General features: G+C 71.0%; 15 protein-coding genes. 1 reads left to right on the top strand and 14 read right to left on the bottom strand.

Translation table 11 applies throughout. From position 1 onward, the window contains the following. Window positions 1-4: 4 nt before the first annotated feature. The 14 genes from hflX to KAK03_RS10190 all read right to left on the bottom strand — a co-directional run bounded on the left by hflX (window position 5) and on the right by KAK03_RS10190 (window position 14706). Window positions 5-1210: a GTPase HflX gene (gene hflX / locus KAK03_RS10255; protein ID WP_210853869.1), complete on the bottom strand. Its 1206-nt coding sequence runs from the start codon at window positions 1208-1210 to the stop codon at window positions 5-7. Between the two features lie 70 nt (window positions 1211-1280). Continuing rightward, window positions 1281-1523 carry an RNA chaperone Hfq gene (hfq, locus tag KAK03_RS10250; protein WP_210802209.1) on the bottom strand — a complete coding sequence of 81 codons (243 nt, stop codon included), beginning with the start codon at window positions 1521-1523 and terminating at the stop codon, window positions 1281-1283. Window positions 1524-1620: 97 nt separating this feature from the next. After that, complete coding sequence (gene der / locus KAK03_RS10245) at window positions 1621-2958, bottom strand: ribosome biogenesis GTPase Der (protein WP_210853868.1); 1338 nt, start codon at window positions 2956-2958, stop codon at window positions 1621-1623. A gap of 4 nt (window positions 2959-2962) precedes the next feature. Beyond that, on the bottom strand, window positions 2963-4087 hold the full coding sequence (bamB, locus tag KAK03_RS10240) for an outer membrane protein assembly factor BamB (protein WP_210853867.1): 1125 nt from the start codon (window positions 4085-4087) through the stop codon (window positions 2963-2965). After that, window positions 4084-4761, bottom strand: coding sequence for a YfgM family protein (locus KAK03_RS10235; protein WP_210853866.1), 678 nt, complete (start codon window positions 4759-4761; stop codon window positions 4084-4086). The genes bamB and KAK03_RS10235 overlap by 4 nt, the downstream gene beginning before the upstream one ends. A gap of 54 nt (window positions 4762-4815) precedes the next feature. Continuing rightward, window positions 4816-6111: a histidine--tRNA ligase gene (hisS, locus tag KAK03_RS10230; protein WP_210853865.1), complete on the bottom strand. Its 1296-nt coding sequence runs from the start codon at window positions 6109-6111 to the stop codon at window positions 4816-4818. Between the two features lie 49 nt (window positions 6112-6160). After that, the gene (ispG, locus tag KAK03_RS10225) at window positions 6161-7426 is read right to left on the bottom strand and encodes a flavodoxin-dependent (E)-4-hydroxy-3-methylbut-2-enyl-diphosphate synthase (RefSeq protein WP_210853864.1); all 1266 of its coding nucleotides are present in this window, start codon (window positions 7424-7426) and stop codon (window positions 6161-6163) included. A 10-nt stretch (window positions 7427-7436) separates the two neighbouring features. Then, a complete protein-coding gene (locus KAK03_RS10220; RefSeq protein ID WP_210853863.1) occupies window positions 7437-8312 on the bottom strand; it encodes a helix-turn-helix domain-containing protein in 876 nt (291 codons plus the stop codon). Next, window positions 8305-9120: a type IV pilus biogenesis/stability protein PilW gene (gene pilW / locus KAK03_RS10215; protein WP_210853862.1), complete on the bottom strand. Its 816-nt coding sequence runs from the start codon at window positions 9118-9120 to the stop codon at window positions 8305-8307. The genes KAK03_RS10220 and pilW overlap by 8 nt, the downstream gene beginning before the upstream one ends. Next, window positions 9120-10298 carry a dual-specificity RNA methyltransferase RlmN gene (gene rlmN / locus KAK03_RS10210; RefSeq protein ID WP_210853861.1) on the bottom strand — a complete coding sequence of 393 codons (1179 nt, stop codon included), beginning with the start codon at window positions 10296-10298 and terminating at the stop codon, window positions 9120-9122. The genes pilW and rlmN overlap by 1 nt, the downstream gene beginning before the upstream one ends. Before the next feature lie 25 nt (window positions 10299-10323). Then, window positions 10324-10749, bottom strand: a complete 426-nt coding sequence (gene ndk, locus KAK03_RS10205) for a nucleoside-diphosphate kinase (protein ID WP_210802224.1) — start codon at window positions 10747-10749, stop codon at window positions 10324-10326. 89 nt (window positions 10750-10838) lie between these two features. Continuing rightward, window positions 10839-12788, bottom strand: a complete 1950-nt coding sequence (locus KAK03_RS10200) for a pseudouridine synthase (protein ID WP_210853860.1) — start codon at window positions 12786-12788, stop codon at window positions 10839-10841. After that, on the bottom strand, window positions 12785-13498 hold the full coding sequence (scpB, locus tag KAK03_RS10195; RefSeq protein ID WP_210853859.1) for an SMC-Scp complex subunit ScpB: 714 nt from the start codon (window positions 13496-13498) through the stop codon (window positions 12785-12787). The genes KAK03_RS10200 and scpB overlap by 4 nt, the downstream gene beginning before the upstream one ends. Window positions 13499-13758: 260 nt before the next feature. Beyond that, window positions 13759-14706 (bottom strand): RluA family pseudouridine synthase, encoded by a 948-nt coding sequence (locus tag KAK03_RS10190; protein ID WP_375140976.1) that lies wholly within the window; start codon window positions 14704-14706, stop codon window positions 13759-13761. Between the two features lie 43 nt (window positions 14707-14749). Between KAK03_RS10190 and KAK03_RS10185 the strand changes: the two genes are divergently transcribed. Then, on the top strand, window positions 14750-15556 hold the full coding sequence (locus KAK03_RS10185; protein WP_210853858.1) for an outer membrane protein assembly factor BamD: 807 nt from the start codon (window positions 14750-14752) through the stop codon (window positions 15554-15556). Window positions 15557-15568 lie beyond the last annotated feature (12 nt).

The following is a 15568-nucleotide window of genomic DNA, read 5'->3' as shown; positions in this document are numbered from 1 at the left end:
GTCTCTAGTGTTGAGGGGGTGTGGCCGGCACCGCGGTGCCGTCCGGCAACTGGCTCACGACGCTGCGATCAGGGCTGTCGGGTGGCACCGCCTGCGCCGCGATCAGGCGGCGCAGCTGGTCCAGGCCCTGCCCTGTTCGGGCGCTGATGAACACGCGTGGGACCCGCAGACCCGCCGACAGTTCCAGCTCATCGCAGACTTGGCGCGGCTGCTGGGATTCGGGCAGCAGATCGGCCTTGTTGTAGACCAGGATCTGCGCAATGCCCTCGGCGCCGATCTCCTCCAGCACGCGCTCCACTTCGGCCCGCTGCTCCGCCAGCAAAGGGCTGGCAGCGTCGACCACGTGCAGCAGCAGGTCGGCATCGGCCGCTTCCTGCAGCGTGGCACGGAAGGCCTCGACCAGCTTATGCGGCAGGTCGCGGATGAAGCCCACGGTGTCGGAGAGCGACACGGCACGCCCCGCCTCGCCCAGGTAGAGCGAGCGGGTGGTGGTGTCCAGCGTGGCGAACAGCTGATCGGCAGCGTAGGCACGGGCCTTGGTCAGCGCATTGAACAGCGTGGACTTGCCGGCGTTGGTGTAGCCCACCAGCGAGACGCGGAAGGTGCCGCTGCGCTCACGCGCGCGGCGCTGCGTGCCGCGCTGGCGCTTGACCTTCTCCAGCCGCTCCTTGAGCTGCTTGATGCGGTCGCCGATCATCCGGCGGTCCAGCTCGATCTGGGCCTCACCCGGGCCACCGCGGTGGCCCACGCCGCCGCGCTGACGCTCCAGGTGGCTCCAGCGGCGTACGAGCCGCGTGGACAGGTACTGCAGCCGGGCCAGCTCGACCTGCAGCTTGCCCTCGTGGCTCTGCGCCCGCTGGGCGAAGATCTCGAGGATCAGCGCCGTGCGGTCGGCCACCGGCACGCCCAGGTGGCGCTCCAGGTTGCGCTGCTGCGCTGGCGAGAGCGCCTGGTCGAAGATGACGCCATGGGCGCCATGCACCAGCACCAGTTCCTTGATCTCGTCGGCCTTGCCCGAGCCGACGAACAGCGCCGGATCGGGCGAGCGGCGCTTGGCCAGCACCTTGGCCACGGTCAGGTCACCGGCCGATTCGGCCAGCAACTGCAACTCGTCAAGCGTGGGGTCGAACGAGGCGCCGGGGCCCAGGTCGACGCCGACCAGAACGGCGCGATTGCTGTCGACGTCCTGGGGCGTGCCGTGCTTGCTCAAGGCGCGCTCGGGTGGGAGGGGTCGGCGAGCGGCGCGGCCGGTTGGCCGGCGCCGGCCCTGTTCAGCGGGCTCAGTGGGCGTCGCCCTGATCGGCCGGGTGGAAATTGACGGCCCGGCCCGGCACGACGGTGGAGATGGCGTGCTTGTAGACCATCTGGGTCACGGTGTTGCGCAGCAGCACCACGTACTGGTCGAAGGACTCGATGTGGCCCTGCAGCTTGATGCCGTTGACCAGGTAGATCGAGACCGGAACATGCTCCTTGCGCAGCAGGTTCAGGAACGGGTCTTGTAGAAGTTGCCCTTTGTTGCTCACGATATTGGCTCCGTGTTGGAAGAAGTTGGAAAGCTGGCACCTTATCACAGGGCGACAGACCCTGTCGGAGCATCCGGCCCGGGGAAGGTTCCCGGCCTCAGGCGCTCTTGTCGGTGAAGGGGTTGGTGGAGTGCTTCATGTCGATGCGCAGGGGCGTACCGACCAGCTTGAAGTGGGCGCGAAAGCGCGCTTCGAGGAAGCGCTTGTAGGCGTCGGTGACGTGCTCCAACGCGTTGCCGTGGATCACGATCACCGGCGGGTTCATGCCGCCCTGGTGGGCATAGCGCAGCTTGGGCCGGCTGGTGCCCGCGCGCTTGGGCGCCTGGTGCTCCACCGCCTCGTGCAGCAGGCGCGTCAGCACCGGCGTGGGCATCTTGCAGTGGGCCGAGGCGTGGGCATCGGCAATCGCCTTCCACAGCGGGCCCAGGCCCTGGCGGCGGATGGCCGAGATGTGCAGGATCGGCGCGAACTTCAGGAAGGCCAGGCGCGTCTCCACCGAGCGGGCCAGTTGCTCGCGCTGGTAGGCATCCACCGCGTCCCACTTGTTGATCGCAATGACGACGGCGCGGCCCGACTCCAGCACATAGCCGGCGATGTGCGCGTCCTGCTCGCTGACGCCCTGGGTGGCGTCGACCATCAGCACGACCACGCTGGCGTCGGCGATGGCCTGCAGGGTCTTGACCACCGAGAACTTCTCGATCGCCTCGAAGACCTTACCCTTGCGGCGCAGGCCGGCGGTGTCGATCAGCTCGTAGCGACGGCCGTCGCGCTCCAGCGGCACGCGGATCGCGTCGCGCGTGGTGCCGGGCATGTCGAAGGCGATCAGGCGCTCCTCGCCCAGCCAGGTGTTGATCAGCGTGGACTTGCCCACGTTGGGCCGTCCGGCCACGGCCAGACGGATCGGTTTGTCGGCCTCGTCCTCGTCGTCGGCGTCGTCGTCTTCCGGGATGTCCTCGAGGGCGGCCTCCAGCAGGCTGCGAATACCCTGCCCGTGCGCCGCCGACACCGGGTGCGGCTCGCCCAGCCCCAGTTCATGGAACTCGGCCAGCAGCGGCGATTCCTGCATGCCCTCGGCCTTGTTCACCGCCAGCAGCACACGCTTGTTGGCCTGGCGCAGGTAGCGGGCGATGTCGGCGTCCTGGGCCGACAGGCCCGAGCGCAGGTCGGTGACGAAGATCACCACGTCGGCCTCGGCCACGGCCTGCCGGGTCTGGCGGGCCATTTCCTTGACGATGCCGGTGGTGCTGTCGGGCTCGAAGCCGCCGGTGTCGACCACGATGAAATGGCGCGAACCCAGCCGCCCGTCGCCATAGTGGCGGTCACGGGTCAGGCCGGCGAAGTCGGCGACGATCGCGTCGCGGCTCTTCGTCAGGCGGTTGAACAGCGTGGACTTGCCCACATTCGGGCGGCCCACCAGCGCGAGAACAGGTTTCACGGCCTCATTCCGGCCGGAAGGCGAAAACCCCGCCCTTGGCGGTGACCGCGAGCAGGTTGGTGTCGGAGAGCACCAGCGGCGCGGCGATGCGCGCGCCATCGGTGGGCAGGCGCAGCAGCGGCGCGCCGGTGTCCTTGGCCAGGAAATGCAGCTGGCCTTCAAAGTCGCCGAAGACCACCGCCGGGCCGGCCACCACCGGCGCGCTCAGGCCGCGGTTGAGCAGCAGCTCAGACGTCCAGGCCAGACCGCCACCGGCGCGCTGACGCGCGGTGACACGGTCGCTGGCATCCGCGCCGACGACGATGCTGGCGTCGCCGCCGATCGCCTTCTGGCCGCCCCCGTTCTGCGACCACTGCAGCGAGCGGGTGGCCGCGTTGACGCAGCCCACCGCGTTCTGGAAGGCGCGCACGCAGAAGCTGTCGCCCACGCGCGAGGCCGGTCCGGCCAGGTCGGCCAGGCGCTCGACCTCGTTGGTGCCGCGCGGGCTGGTGACGGCCACTTCCCAGCGCAGACTGCCCTTGAGCGGGTCCAGCGCCACCAGGCGGGCGCCCTGCCCCACCAGCAAGGTGTCCTGCCAGGCCGCCAGCAGGCCCGGGTGGGCCAGCATCAGCGGGTCGCCCGGGCGGCGGAAGGTCCACAGGCGGCGGCCATCCAGCGCGTCGAAGGCATGCACCGCGCGGTCCACGCCCAGCACGAAGACGCGCTCACCCGCCACCAGCGGCGGCGTGACCACGCCCGCCTCCAGCGGCACGCTCCAGCGTTGGGCGCCGCCATCCAGCAGCACCAGTTGCTGGTCGCGCGTGGCCACGGCGGCGAACCGTCCATCGCTGCCGACGCCGGCCGACAGGCGGGCGCCGACCTGGGCACGCCACAGCTCACGCCCGGTGGCAGCGTCCAGCGCCGCCACGGTGCCGTCATCCGAGGCCACCACGAACTGGCCCGCGCGCACCGCCACCTGCAGCGGGAAGCTCACGCTGCCGATCTGCGTCGACCAGACCTGGCGGCCGGCGATCGTGGGCGTGATCGGCTGCAGCGCCGCCGGTGTCGGCTTGTCGGCCGAGCAGGCCGCCAGCCACAGGGCCAGCGCCGGGGCCGCCAGGCGGGCGGCACGCGTCCACATCGCACTCATTGGGTGGCCTCCGACGCCGCCGACGCGGCCGGGGCCGGCGCGCGGCCCTGGGCATCGAGCTTGGCTTCGACGATGCGGCGGTACTGCTGCTCCTCGGGCAGCGCCTTCCAGGCGGCCTGCCAGGCGGCCACGGCCTCGTCCTTCTTGCCCTGGGCCATCAGCACATCGCCGCGGCGGTCCTGGACCAGGCCCTTGTAGGCCTCGTCGGTGACCGCATCGAGCTGCTTGAGCGCGTCGTCCAGGGACTTCTTGTCGATCAGCAGACCGGCCAGGCGCAGGCGGGCGACCGGGCCCAGGCCCTCGCTGCCGCTTTGCTCGGCCAGCCAGCCCAGGCTGGCGATCGCGGCGTCGGGTTGGCCCTTGTCGGCCTGCACGCGCGCGGTCAGCAGCGCGCCCTGGCGGGTCAGTTCGGCGCCACCGAAGCGCTCCTTCATGTCGCCGAAGATGCGCGTGGTGGCGTCGGCATCGCCCCGTTGCGCGGCCGCTTCGAGCTCACCGAACATGCCGGCGGCGCCCACCGCCTGCTTGGACTGCCAGTAGTTCCAGCCGTTGAAGCCGGCAATGCCGGCCAGCACCAGCGTGATCAGCCAGGTGATGAGGTTGCCGTATTGCTTCCAGAACGCCTTCAGCTCGTCGAGCTGTTCCTGTTCCTGGAGGTCGAGATTGCTTGCCATCGTGGATGTGTCAACAAGAAAGGCGCGGCCACAGGCTGGCGCCGAAGTCAGCGATTATGCGTTGCGCAGCGACGGCGCCCAGTCGGCCACCGCGTCGAGCGGGCGCAGCTGCTGCTCGGCGGCAGCGTCACGCAGCGGCTTGACCGCCACCTGGCCGGCCGCCAGTTCGTCGGCACCGAAGATCAGCGCGAAGCGGGCACCGCTGGCATCGGCCTTCTTGAACTGCGACTTCATGCTGGACTGGCCGGGGTGCAGCACCACCGACAGGCCGGCCTCGCGCAGCGCTTCGAGTGCCACCATCACCCGCGGCAGGCCCTCGGCCGAGGGCACGATGGCGTAGGCGTCGGGCACCGGCGCGGCGGGCGCCACGCCCACCTCCTCCAGCAGCAGCAGCATGCGCTCCAGGCCCATGCCGAAGCCCACCGCCGGGGTGGGCTTGCCACCCAGCTGCTCGATCAGGCCGTCGTAGCGTCCACCGCCACAGACCGTGCCCTGGGCGCCGAGCTTGTCGGTGATCCACTCGAAGACGGTGAGGTTGTAGTAGTCCAGGCCGCGCACCAGGCGCGGGTTGATCGTGTAGCGGATGCCCGCGGCATCCAGGATGGCGCGCACGCCGTTGAAGTGCGCCAGCGAGGCCTCGCCCAGGAAGTCCAGCAGCTTGGGTGCGGCATTGGCCATGTCCTGCAGCGCCGGGTTCTTGGTGTCAAGCACGCGCAGCGGGTTGGTGTACAGGCGGCGCTGGCCGTCCTCGTCGAGCAGGTCCTTGTGCGCTTCAAGATGGGCGATCAGGGCCTCGCGGTGGGCGCGGCGCTCGCTCAGCTCGCCCAGGCAGTTCAGCTCCAGGCGCACATGCTCGCCGTCGACCAGGCCCAGCTCCTTGAGCAGGCGCGCGCCCAGCAGGATGACCTCGGCGTCCACATCGGGGCCATGAAAGCCCAGGGCCTCGATGCCCATCTGGTGGAACTGGCGGTAGCGGCCCTTCTGCGGGCGCTCGCGGCGGAACATCGGGCCGAAGTAGTAGAGCCTGCGGCCGCCCTCGCGCAGGAAGGCGTGCTCGATCATCGCCCGCACCACGCCGGCGGTCATCTCCGGACGCAGCGCCAGGTGCTCGGCCTGGCCGTGCTTGTCGGCCCGGTCCTCGAAGGCGTACATCTCCTTCTCGACGATGTCGGTCACCTCGCCGATGCCGCGCACGAACAGCGCCGTGGGCTCGACGATGGGCGTGCGCACGTTCTGGTAGCCATAGCGCTGCAGCACGCTGCGCATGCGGGCTTCCAGCCACTCCCAGCGCGCCGATTCCGGCGGCAGGATGTCGTTCATGCCCTTGACGGCCTTGAGGGTCTCGCTCATCTTGGAAAAAAGGGCGCCCGAGGCGCCCGCCGGTGGGTGACAGGCAGCGTCAGGCGGCGTGGCCGAAGCGCTGGCGGATGTAGTTCTCGACGATGGCGTGGAACTCGGCGGCGATGTTGTCGCCGCGCAAGGTCAGCGCCTTCTCGCCGTCGATGAAGACCGGGGCGGCTGGCGCCTCACCGGTGCCCGGCAGGCTGATGCCGATGTCGGCATGCTTGCTTTCGCCAGGGCCGTTGACGATGCAGCCCATCACCGCGACCTTGAGGTTCTCGACGCCGGCGTACTGGCTACGCCAGACGGGCATCTGGGCACGCAGGAAGTCGTCGATCTGCTTGGCCAGCTCCTGGAAGGTGGTGCTGGTGGTGCGGCCGCAGCCCGGGCAGGCAGTGACGCTGGGGTTGAAGCTGCGCAGGCCCAGCGCTTGCAGGATCTCCAGCGCGATCACCACCTCCTGCGTGCGGGCCTCGCCCGGCTGCGGCGTCAGCGAGACGCGGATGGTGTCGCCAATGCCCTGCTGCAGCAGCACCGACAGCGCCGTGGCCGAGGCCACTGTGCCCTTGGTGGCCATGCCGGCCTCGGTCAGGCCCAGGTGGAGGGGGTAGTCGCAGCGCTGGGCCAGGCCCTGGTAGACCGAGATCAGGTCCTGCACGCCGCTGACCTTGCAGCTGATGATGATCTGGTTCGGGTCCATGCCCATCTCGCGGGCGGCCTGGGCCGACTGCAGCGCCGACTGGATCAGCGCCTGGTACATCACCTGCTTGGCGTCCCAGGGCTGGGTGCGGCGCGAGTTGTCGTCCATCATCTGGGCCAGCAGTTCCTGGTCCAGGCTGCCCCAGTTGACGCCGATGCGCACCGGCTTGTTCCAGCGGCAGGCGGCCTCGATCATCTGGCCGAACTGGCGGTCACGCTTCTCGCCCTTGCCCACGTTGCCGGGGTTGATGCGGTACTTGGACAGTGCCTCGGCGCAGGCCGGGTGCTCGGTCAGCAGGCGGTGGCCGTTGTAGTGGAAGTCGCCGATCAGGGGCACGTCGATGCCCATGCGGTCGAGCTGTTCGCGGATCGCCGGCACGGCGTCGGCCGCCTCCGGCGTGTTGACCGTGATGCGCACCATCTCGGAGCCGGCGATCGCCAGCTCCTTGACCTGGATCGCGGTGCCGATGACATCGACCGTGTCGGTGTTGGTCATCGACTGCACGCGCACCGGTGCATCGCCGCCGACGGTGACCACGCGCTCGCCCCAGACCACGCGGGCCTGGCGGCTGCGCCGCGGCGCCGGGCTGGCTTGGGTGACGGGCTGGTCGGGTGCTTCGCTCATGGGGCAGGATTCACTTCAGTTCGAGACGGGCCACGTTGTCGCGCGTGGCGGCGGCCAGATCGACCGGCTGGCCGCGGAAACGCAGCTCGGTGCCGACGGCATTGCCTATCTTGACACGCAGTGGCAAGGCCCCATCCAGGTCCACGGATTCACCCGGTTGCAGGGTGCGCGAGATCATGGCCTGGCCATTGCCGTCGAGCACCTCGACCCAGGACTCCACCGTGGCGCGCACCTGCAGCAGGTGGTCGGGCACCAGCACCGGGGCGGCCGGCGCCGGCGGCACGGCCGCGACGCTGGCGGCCGCCGCCGGGGCGGAGGCGATGGCGGACACGGTGGCCGTGGAGGCCGGCGCCGAAGCGGGCGTCAGTGCCGCGACGACCTGCGAGGCCGCCCCCAGGACCTGATCGACCGCCGCCGCCGAGGCGGCCGCGGTGGCGCCCTCCGGGTTGGCGGGCTGGCGCGGCACCAACCACATCAGGGCCGCGCCCACCAGCAGCACCAGCACGGTGACCAGCACGCCCTTGCCCTTGGCGTCCAGTTCCAGCGTCGGGTCGCGGCGCATGCCGTGCTCGCGGAACGGCGCGTTCAGACCGCCGCCCACATCGTCCAGCGTGCGCTGGCCGGCGGGCGGCAGCAGCGCCAGGATCGGCGCCGGGTCGATCTTCAAGGCCCGGCAGGCCGCCTGGGCCAGGGCGCGCACGAAGGTGGGGCCCTGCAGTTCGTCGTGGCGGTCCTGTTCCAGCGCCTCGAGCTTGCGCGGCGAGACCTTCAGGTGCGTGGCCAGCACGGCGATGTGCATGCCCTGTGCCTGGCGTGCCGCGCGCAGCAATGCGCCGGCACTGCCGGACAGCGGCTGGGTGTCGCCGGCGTCGCGCGGCTCAGTCATCGAAGCGCCTCCGCTCGTACAGGCCGGCCTCGGGCGAGTTCGGGAAACGGCTGCTCAGCAGGCTGCCGAGTTGATCGACCTGGCCCGCCTGGCCCAGCTGGCGCTCGATGCGCAGCGCCAGCCACAGCGATTGCGCGGTCACCTGGTCATCGATCTGGTTGACGCGGCGCACGTAGAAACGGGCCCGCTCATGCTCGCCGCGGCGGAACAGCACATCGGCGAGGTTGAAGCCGGTGGCGGGGTTGGACGGGTCCAGTTCATAGGAGCGGGCCAGCGAGCGCTCGGCCTCGGGCCAGCGCTGGGCGCGGGCCTGGCAGATGCCCTGGGCCAGCAGCGTGCGGGCCAGGTCCGGGTAGGCCGGCACCTGGGCCGCCAGCGCGAACTGCTGGTCGGCTTCAGCAAAGCGCCGCTCCTGGCAGAGGAACCAGCCGTAGTTGTGCAGCGTGTCCGGGTCGCGCGAGGACAGGCGCAGGCCCTGCCGGAAGCTCTCCTCGGCCTGGCCGGCGTCGCCCATGGCGGCATAGATCAGGCCGCGCAGGCCATAGGCCGGCACCTGGTTCGGATCGGCCTGCAGCGCCGCCTTGATCTCCTGCAGCGCGGTGGCGTTCTGGCCCCGCTGGAAGTAGGCCGCGGCCAGTTCCAGGCGGGTCTGCGACAGACGGGCCGCATCGGCCTTGGGTGGCGCGTCGGGCACGGGGTCGGGCGTGCGATTGCGCTCCGGCGCCGGGCTGGCACAGCCCGCGAGCAGCGCCAGCACAGCCAGCGCGGCGCCGACACGGGACTTCACACCAGGGCGACGTGGCTTCATCAGTGAGGCTCCGGGCCACCCGGGGCGGCCGAGGGGAACGATGGGGATGGGTTGGCGGCGCTGATCCAGGTGACCGGCTGGCGCTTCATGCGTTCATGGGCCCGGGTGCGGTCCTGCACCTCGCCGGCCAGTTGGCCGCAGGCGGCGTCGATGTCGTCGCCACGGGTCTTGCGGATGGTCGTCACCACGCCCGCATCCTGCAGGTGCTTGGCGAAGGCGGTCACCCGCTCGCGCGGCGACCGGGTCAGACCGGACGCGGGAAAGGGGTTGAACGGGATCAGGTTGAACTTGCACGGCACGCGCTGTGTGCCGCGGCCGTTGACCAGGGCCAGCAGGGCCTCGGCGTGCTCGTCGCTGTCGTTGACGCCGTCGAGCATGCAGTACTCGAAGGTGATGAAGTCGCGCGGAGCCGCGCTCAGGTAGCGCTGGCAGGCCGCCATCAGCTCGGCCAGCGGGTACTTGCGGTTCAGTGGCACCAGTTCGTCGCGCAGCGCATCCCAGGGCGCATGCAGGCTGACGGCCAGCGCCACCGGGCAGTCCTCGCGCAGGCGGTCGATCATCGGCACCACCCCGGAGGTGGACACGGTGACACGGCGGCGCGACAGGCCGTAGCCGTGGTCGTCGAGCATCACGCGCAGCGCCGGCACCAGCGCGGCGTAGTTCTGCAGCGGCTCGCCCATGCCCATCATCACGACGTTCGTGATGGCACGCTCGCCCGTGCCCAGGCCCAGGCGCACGCGCAGGCTGCGCTCGGCATGCCACAGCTGGGCCAGGATTTCGCCGGTGCTGAGGTTGCGCGAAAAGCCCTGGTGGCCGGTGGAACAGAACCGGCAACCCACGGCGCAACCCGCCTGCGAGGACACGCACAGCGTGCCGCGGTCGTCCTCGGGGATGAAGACGGTCTCGACCGCATTGCCGGCGCCGACATCGAACAGCCACTTGACGGTGCCGTCGGCGGAGACATGCTCGGAGACCACGGGCAGGTCACGGACCTCGGCCACGCCCTCGAGCTTGCTGCGCAGGGACTTGGCCAGGTCGGTCATGGCCGAGAAATCGGCCGCGCCCCGCTGGTGGATCCAGCGGAACAGCTGGACGGCACGAAAGCGCTTCTCCCCGAGGGACTCGCAGTAGGCGGCGAGCCCGTCGAGGTCGAAGTCGAGCAGGTTGACCTTGCTCACGCGTCGTGCCCGCCCGGCGCTGAAATCAGCGCTGGTAGACGTTCATGCCGGGGAAGAAGAAGGCCACTTCGACGGCGGCCGTCTCGGCGGCGTCGGAGCCGTGCACGGCGTTGGCGTCGATCGAGTCGGCGAAGTCGGCGCGGATCGTGCCCTTGTCGGCCTTCTTGGGGTCGGTGGCGCCCATCAGTTCGCGGTTCTTGGCGATCGCGTTCTCGCCTTCCAGGACCTGGATCATCACCGGGCCGGAGATCATGAAGTCGACCAGGTCCTTGAAGAACGGACGGGCCTTGTGCACGGCATAGAACTGCTCGGCATCGGCGCGCGACAGGTGCACCAGCTTGGCGGCGGCGATCTTCAGGCCAGCGCCTTCGAAGCGCGAGTAGATCTGGCCGATGACGTTCTTGGCGACGGCGTCGGGCTTGATGATCGAGAGGGTACGTTCGATGGCCATGAGGCGCTCCTTGGAGTCAATGGTGTACCGCGCCACGCGCGGCAACGGGAATGGGCAAAGCCCTTGATTCTAGTGCTGTAACAGCGTGTTCAGCGGCGGCGACGGCCGCCACCGCTGCCGCTGCCGCCGCCTCCGCGGCCTTGCAGCTTCTTGGCAAAGGCGTCGGCGCCGATGTAGCCCACCGAGGTGCGCATCGGGTCGGGCTGGCCGCCCTGGCCACCACCACCACCCTTGCCGCCGGGCTTGCCGCGCTTGCCGCCCCCCAGGCCACGATCGCCCTGGACAAAGCGCTTGTCGTAGGTCTGCTGCAGCGGGTTGGGGATGAAGTTCTCGTAGTCGATCTCGCGCGAGGGCTGACGCTCGCGCTGCACCTGGCGGCGGTCGAAGGTCTGCTGCAGCGGATTCGGGATGCGGCTCGGGTCGCCCGGTTCGCGGTCCTCGTCGTAATCGGGGCGCTCCTCGCGCTGGCGGCGCTGCTGCTGCTGCTGTTGCTGCTGCTGCGCGTTGCGGTTCTGCCCGCCACCCTGCGGCGCGCCGCCGCCCTTGCCCTTGCCGCCTTGGCGGTTGTCGGGGCCGCGGGACGGCTGGCTGGGGCGGCCGCCATCGCGCGGCTGGTCGGTCAGGCGGCGCAGCAGGCGCAGGTCGTCGCCGGACAGGTCCACCCAGTCACCGCGCTTGAGCCCGCGCGGCAGCACCACGCTGCCGTAGCGGATGCGGATCAGGCGGCTGACGGTCAGGCCCACGGTGTCGAAGAGCTTGCGCACCTCGCGGTTGCGACCTTCGGTGATGACGCAGCGGTACCAGTGGTTCACGCCCTCGCCGCCACCGTCAGCGATCGACACGAAGGACGCCGTCTGGCCCTCGATCTCGACGCCCGCCAGCAGGCGGTCACGGGCCTCGTTCTCGAGCGTGCCGAGCACGCGCACCGCGTACTCGCGCTCGACGCCGAAGCGCGGGTGCATCAGCTTGTTGGCCAGGTCCCCTGAGGTGGTGAACAGCAGCAGGCCTTCGGTGTTGATGTCGAGTCGGCCCACCGACTGCCACTTGCCGTGCTGCAGGCGCGGCAGGCGGCGGAACACCGTGGGGCGCTGCTGCGGGTCATCCAGCGTGACAACCTCGCCCACCGGCTTGTGGTAGGCGATGACACGCGCCGGCGGCGGCGCGATGCGCACCTTCACCGGCTTGCCATCGAGCGTGATGCGGTCGCCGAAGGAGATGCGCATGCCCACATGGGCGGGCTCGCCATTGACCTCGACCCGGCCGGCCTCGATGGCCTGCTCCATGTCGCGGCGCGAGCCGACACCGGACTGCGCCAGCACCTTGTGCAGCTTGGGCGCGTCGGCGTCCGGGGCCAGCACGCGCTTGTCGTCGGCAGGCTCGGCCGGCGCAGCGGCTTCGGGCTCCGCCGGGGACGGCGCCGGCTCGGCCAGCGGCTGGTCGGCCGTGGCATCGAACTCGCCGGCCAGCACGCTGGCGAAGACCTCGGTGCTGTCGACCCCTGGCGTGGCGGGAGCCGCGTCGGCGGCTGGCGCCGCAGCGGCACTGTTCTCGCCCTCCCCCTCGCCCCGGCGCGAGCCGCGGCGGCCGCGGCGGCGGCGGTTGCGGCGGCTGCCGCCGTCCTCGCCCCCCTCGCCGGCACCGTCGTCCTGGCCATCGCCCTGGCGCTCATCCGGACCGTCACCCGCGTCGTCGCCACCCTCGTCGGCCCGCACGGCGGCGGGCACCGGCGCGACGGGTGCAGGCGCAGGCGCAGGTGCCGCCGGGACCGGCGCAGCCTCAGCGGCAGCGGGGGCTGGTGCAGCGGCCTGGCTGGCCTCGCCGGCATCGGCCGCGGCGGCGGCCGGCTTGCGTGGCTTGCGCGGGGCCCGGGCGGGCTTGGCAGGCGCCGAGGCCTCGGCGTCCGCGGCCGGTGCCTCAGCGGCCGCTGCGGGGGCGGCGGCATCGCCGGCCGGTGCGGCTGCGCTGCGCGTGCGCCGGCGAGGCTTCGGGGCCTCGGTGGGCTCGTCGGGAACGGTGGGTTCTTGCGCGTCGTTGCTCATGGCTCGCTGGGGTCCTTCGGCACGTCGGCCTGGGGCAGTTCGGCGTCCGCAGGCGGCGCCGTCGTGAGGGGGGGCTGCTCGCCGGGGTCGGCGGGCGCGGGGGACGGGGTCTCGGGGGCCTCGTCCAGTGGCAGTTCGGGTTGTTCGTCGAGCAGATCCACCTGCTCGCCGGTCAGGGGCGCCAGCGTCTGGGCCGACAGCGGCCCATCGAGCGCAGGCAGGCGATCCAGGCTGTCCAGGCCGAGGTCGTCGAGGAACTGGCGCGTCGTTGCGTACAGCGACGGACGGCCGGGGCCATCGCGGTGTCCGATCACCTCGACCCAGTGGCGGTCCTCGAGCTGCTTGAGGATCTGGCTGGAGACGACCACACCGCGGATGTCCTCGATGTCGCCGCGGGTCACGGGCTGTCGGTAGGCAATGATGGCCAGGGTTTCCAGCACGGCGCGCGAGTAACGCGGCGGCTTCTCGGGGTTGAGCCGATCGAGGTACTCGCGCATCTCGGGACGGCTCTGGAAGCGCCAGCCACTGGCCAGGGCCACCAGCTCGACGCCGCGACCGGCCCAGTCACGCAGCAGCTCATCGAGCAGCTGGCGCAGGGTGTCGGCGCCGACCTGGTCGTTGAACAGCGCGCGCAGGTCGCGCATGGACAACGGCTGGTTGGCGCAGATGAGCGCCGTTTCTAGAACGCGCTTGGCATCCTGGGTATTCATGGACACATGTGTCGGGCGCCGGCGGGGTGCCACGGCGCGTCAGGCGGTCAGGGCCGGACCCCGGTGGCACGTCGGACACCGATGTCCGACATCGGACAGACGCGTGACTGGGGTTCAGGCAGCCCGCCGGCATGGACCTGCCTACGCGGCAGACCGGGCGGTCGGTGTCGGCCGGGCCGATCGGACCGCCCCACTCTCGGGGGGCTTGGGCACTGATTGTAGCGCGCTTCGCGTGGCGCGATGTGACGCAGGCGCGGTGCTCAGCCAGGGACCACGGCCTGCCAGGCCTGGGCGAAGTCGGCCGGCGGCGCGCACTCGAAGCGCATCGGCCGTCCGTCGATCGGGTGTGCAAAGCCCAGCTCGGTGGCGTGCAGCGCCTGGCGGGTCATGCCCAGCGCCGGCGCACCGCCGTACACCGCATCGGCCACCAGCGGATGGCCCTGGGAGGCCAGGTGGATCCGGATCTGGTGCGTGCGCCCGGTGTGCAGCGCGCAGCGCACGGCACTGATCTCTCCACGCAGCCCGAGGCGCTCGATGTCGGTGCGCGCCGGCTTGCCGCCGGCCACCACTGCCATGCGCACGCGGGCCGACGGGTCCCGACCGATCGGTGCCTCGATGCTGAACGGCGCCGCCGCCACGCGCCCGTGGGCCAGCGCCAGGTAGCGCCGGCGCACCGTGCGCGCAGCGATGTCGCGCACCAGTGCCGTCATGGCCGGCAGGCTGCGCGCCACGACCATCAGCCCCGAGGTGTCCTTGTCCAGCCGGTGCACGATGCCGGCACGCGGCAGCTGGGCACAGGCCGGGTCACGGGCCAGCAGGCCGTTGAGCAACGTGCCGGTCCAGTTGCCGGCCGCGGGGTGCACCACCAGGCCGGCAGGCTTGTCCAGCACCAGCAGGTGGGCGTCCTCGAACAGCACCGCCAGGTCCATGGCCTGCGGCAGGAACGCGCGGCTTTCCTCGGGCAGCTCCAGCCTCACCTCGACCGCCTGGCCGGCCTTGAGCCGGCGCGAGGCCTGCAGCGCGGCCTGGCCCGCGACCCGCACCAGCCCCCGCTCGATCAGCGACTGCAGGTGGCTGCGCGAGAACTCCGGCGCCAGCGTGGTGAGGTAGCGGTCCAGGCGGGCGCCATGGGCAGCGTCCGGCACCGTCGCGGCGCGGCTTTCGGCCTGGCCGTCCAGGTCGGTGTCGTCGATGCCCGTCTGCTCCAAGGAGCCCTCCTATAATCGGCCGCCTCTTCGCAGACCTTCCAACATGACCGCAGCTTCCTCGTCGCGCCGCCTGGCACGCCTTCTCTCGGCCCTGGCCCTGATCGCGCTGGCCGCCTGCAGCTCGACACCGCGGGAAGACGACGCGAAGAAGTCCGCTGAAAAATTGTATGCGGAGGCCAAGGACGACATGGCCACCGGCGCCTGGGACCAGGCGATCAAGACGCTGGAACGCGTGGAAGGCCGGGCCGCCGGCACCCTGCTGGCCCAGCAGGCGCAGCTGGACATCGGCTACGCCCAGTGGAAGACCAACGAGAAGGCCAAGGCCTTGTCGACCCTGGACCGCTTCGTCAAGGTCCACCCGTCCAGCCCCGGTGTGGATTACGCGCTCTACCTGCGCGGCCTGATCAACTTCAACGACAACCTGGGTCTGCTCGGTTTCCTGGCCGGCCAGTCGCTGACCGACCGCGACCAGCAGGCCTCGCGCGACGCCTACCAGTCCTTCCGTCAGCTGGTCGAGCAGTTCCCCGACTCGCGCTATGCCGACGATGCCCGCGTGCGCATGGACTACATCGTCAACTCGCTGGCCGAGTACGAGGTGCATGTGGCGCGCTACTACCTGCGTCGCGGCGCGCTGCTGGCGGCCGCCAACCGCGCCCAGCAGGCCGTTCAGGCCTACCCGCAGGCGCCCGCCGGCGAGGAAGCCCTGTTCATCATGGTCGAGGCCTACGACCGCCTGGGCCTGACGCAGCTGCGCGACGACGCCCGCCGGGTGCTGACCACCAACTTCCCGAACAGCCGCTTCGTGCAGCCGGAGCTGGCGCAGGCCAAGCCCTGGTGGAAGCTCTGGTGAGCCTGTGCGCCG

The sequence above is a fragment of the Ideonella alba genome (genome assembly GCF_018069845.1).
Lineage (GTDB): Bacteria > Pseudomonadota > Gammaproteobacteria > Burkholderiales > Burkholderiaceae_C > Ideonella > Ideonella alba.
Note: the sequence above shows the minus strand (reverse complement) of the source record. Positions and strands in the feature narration are given on the sequence as shown.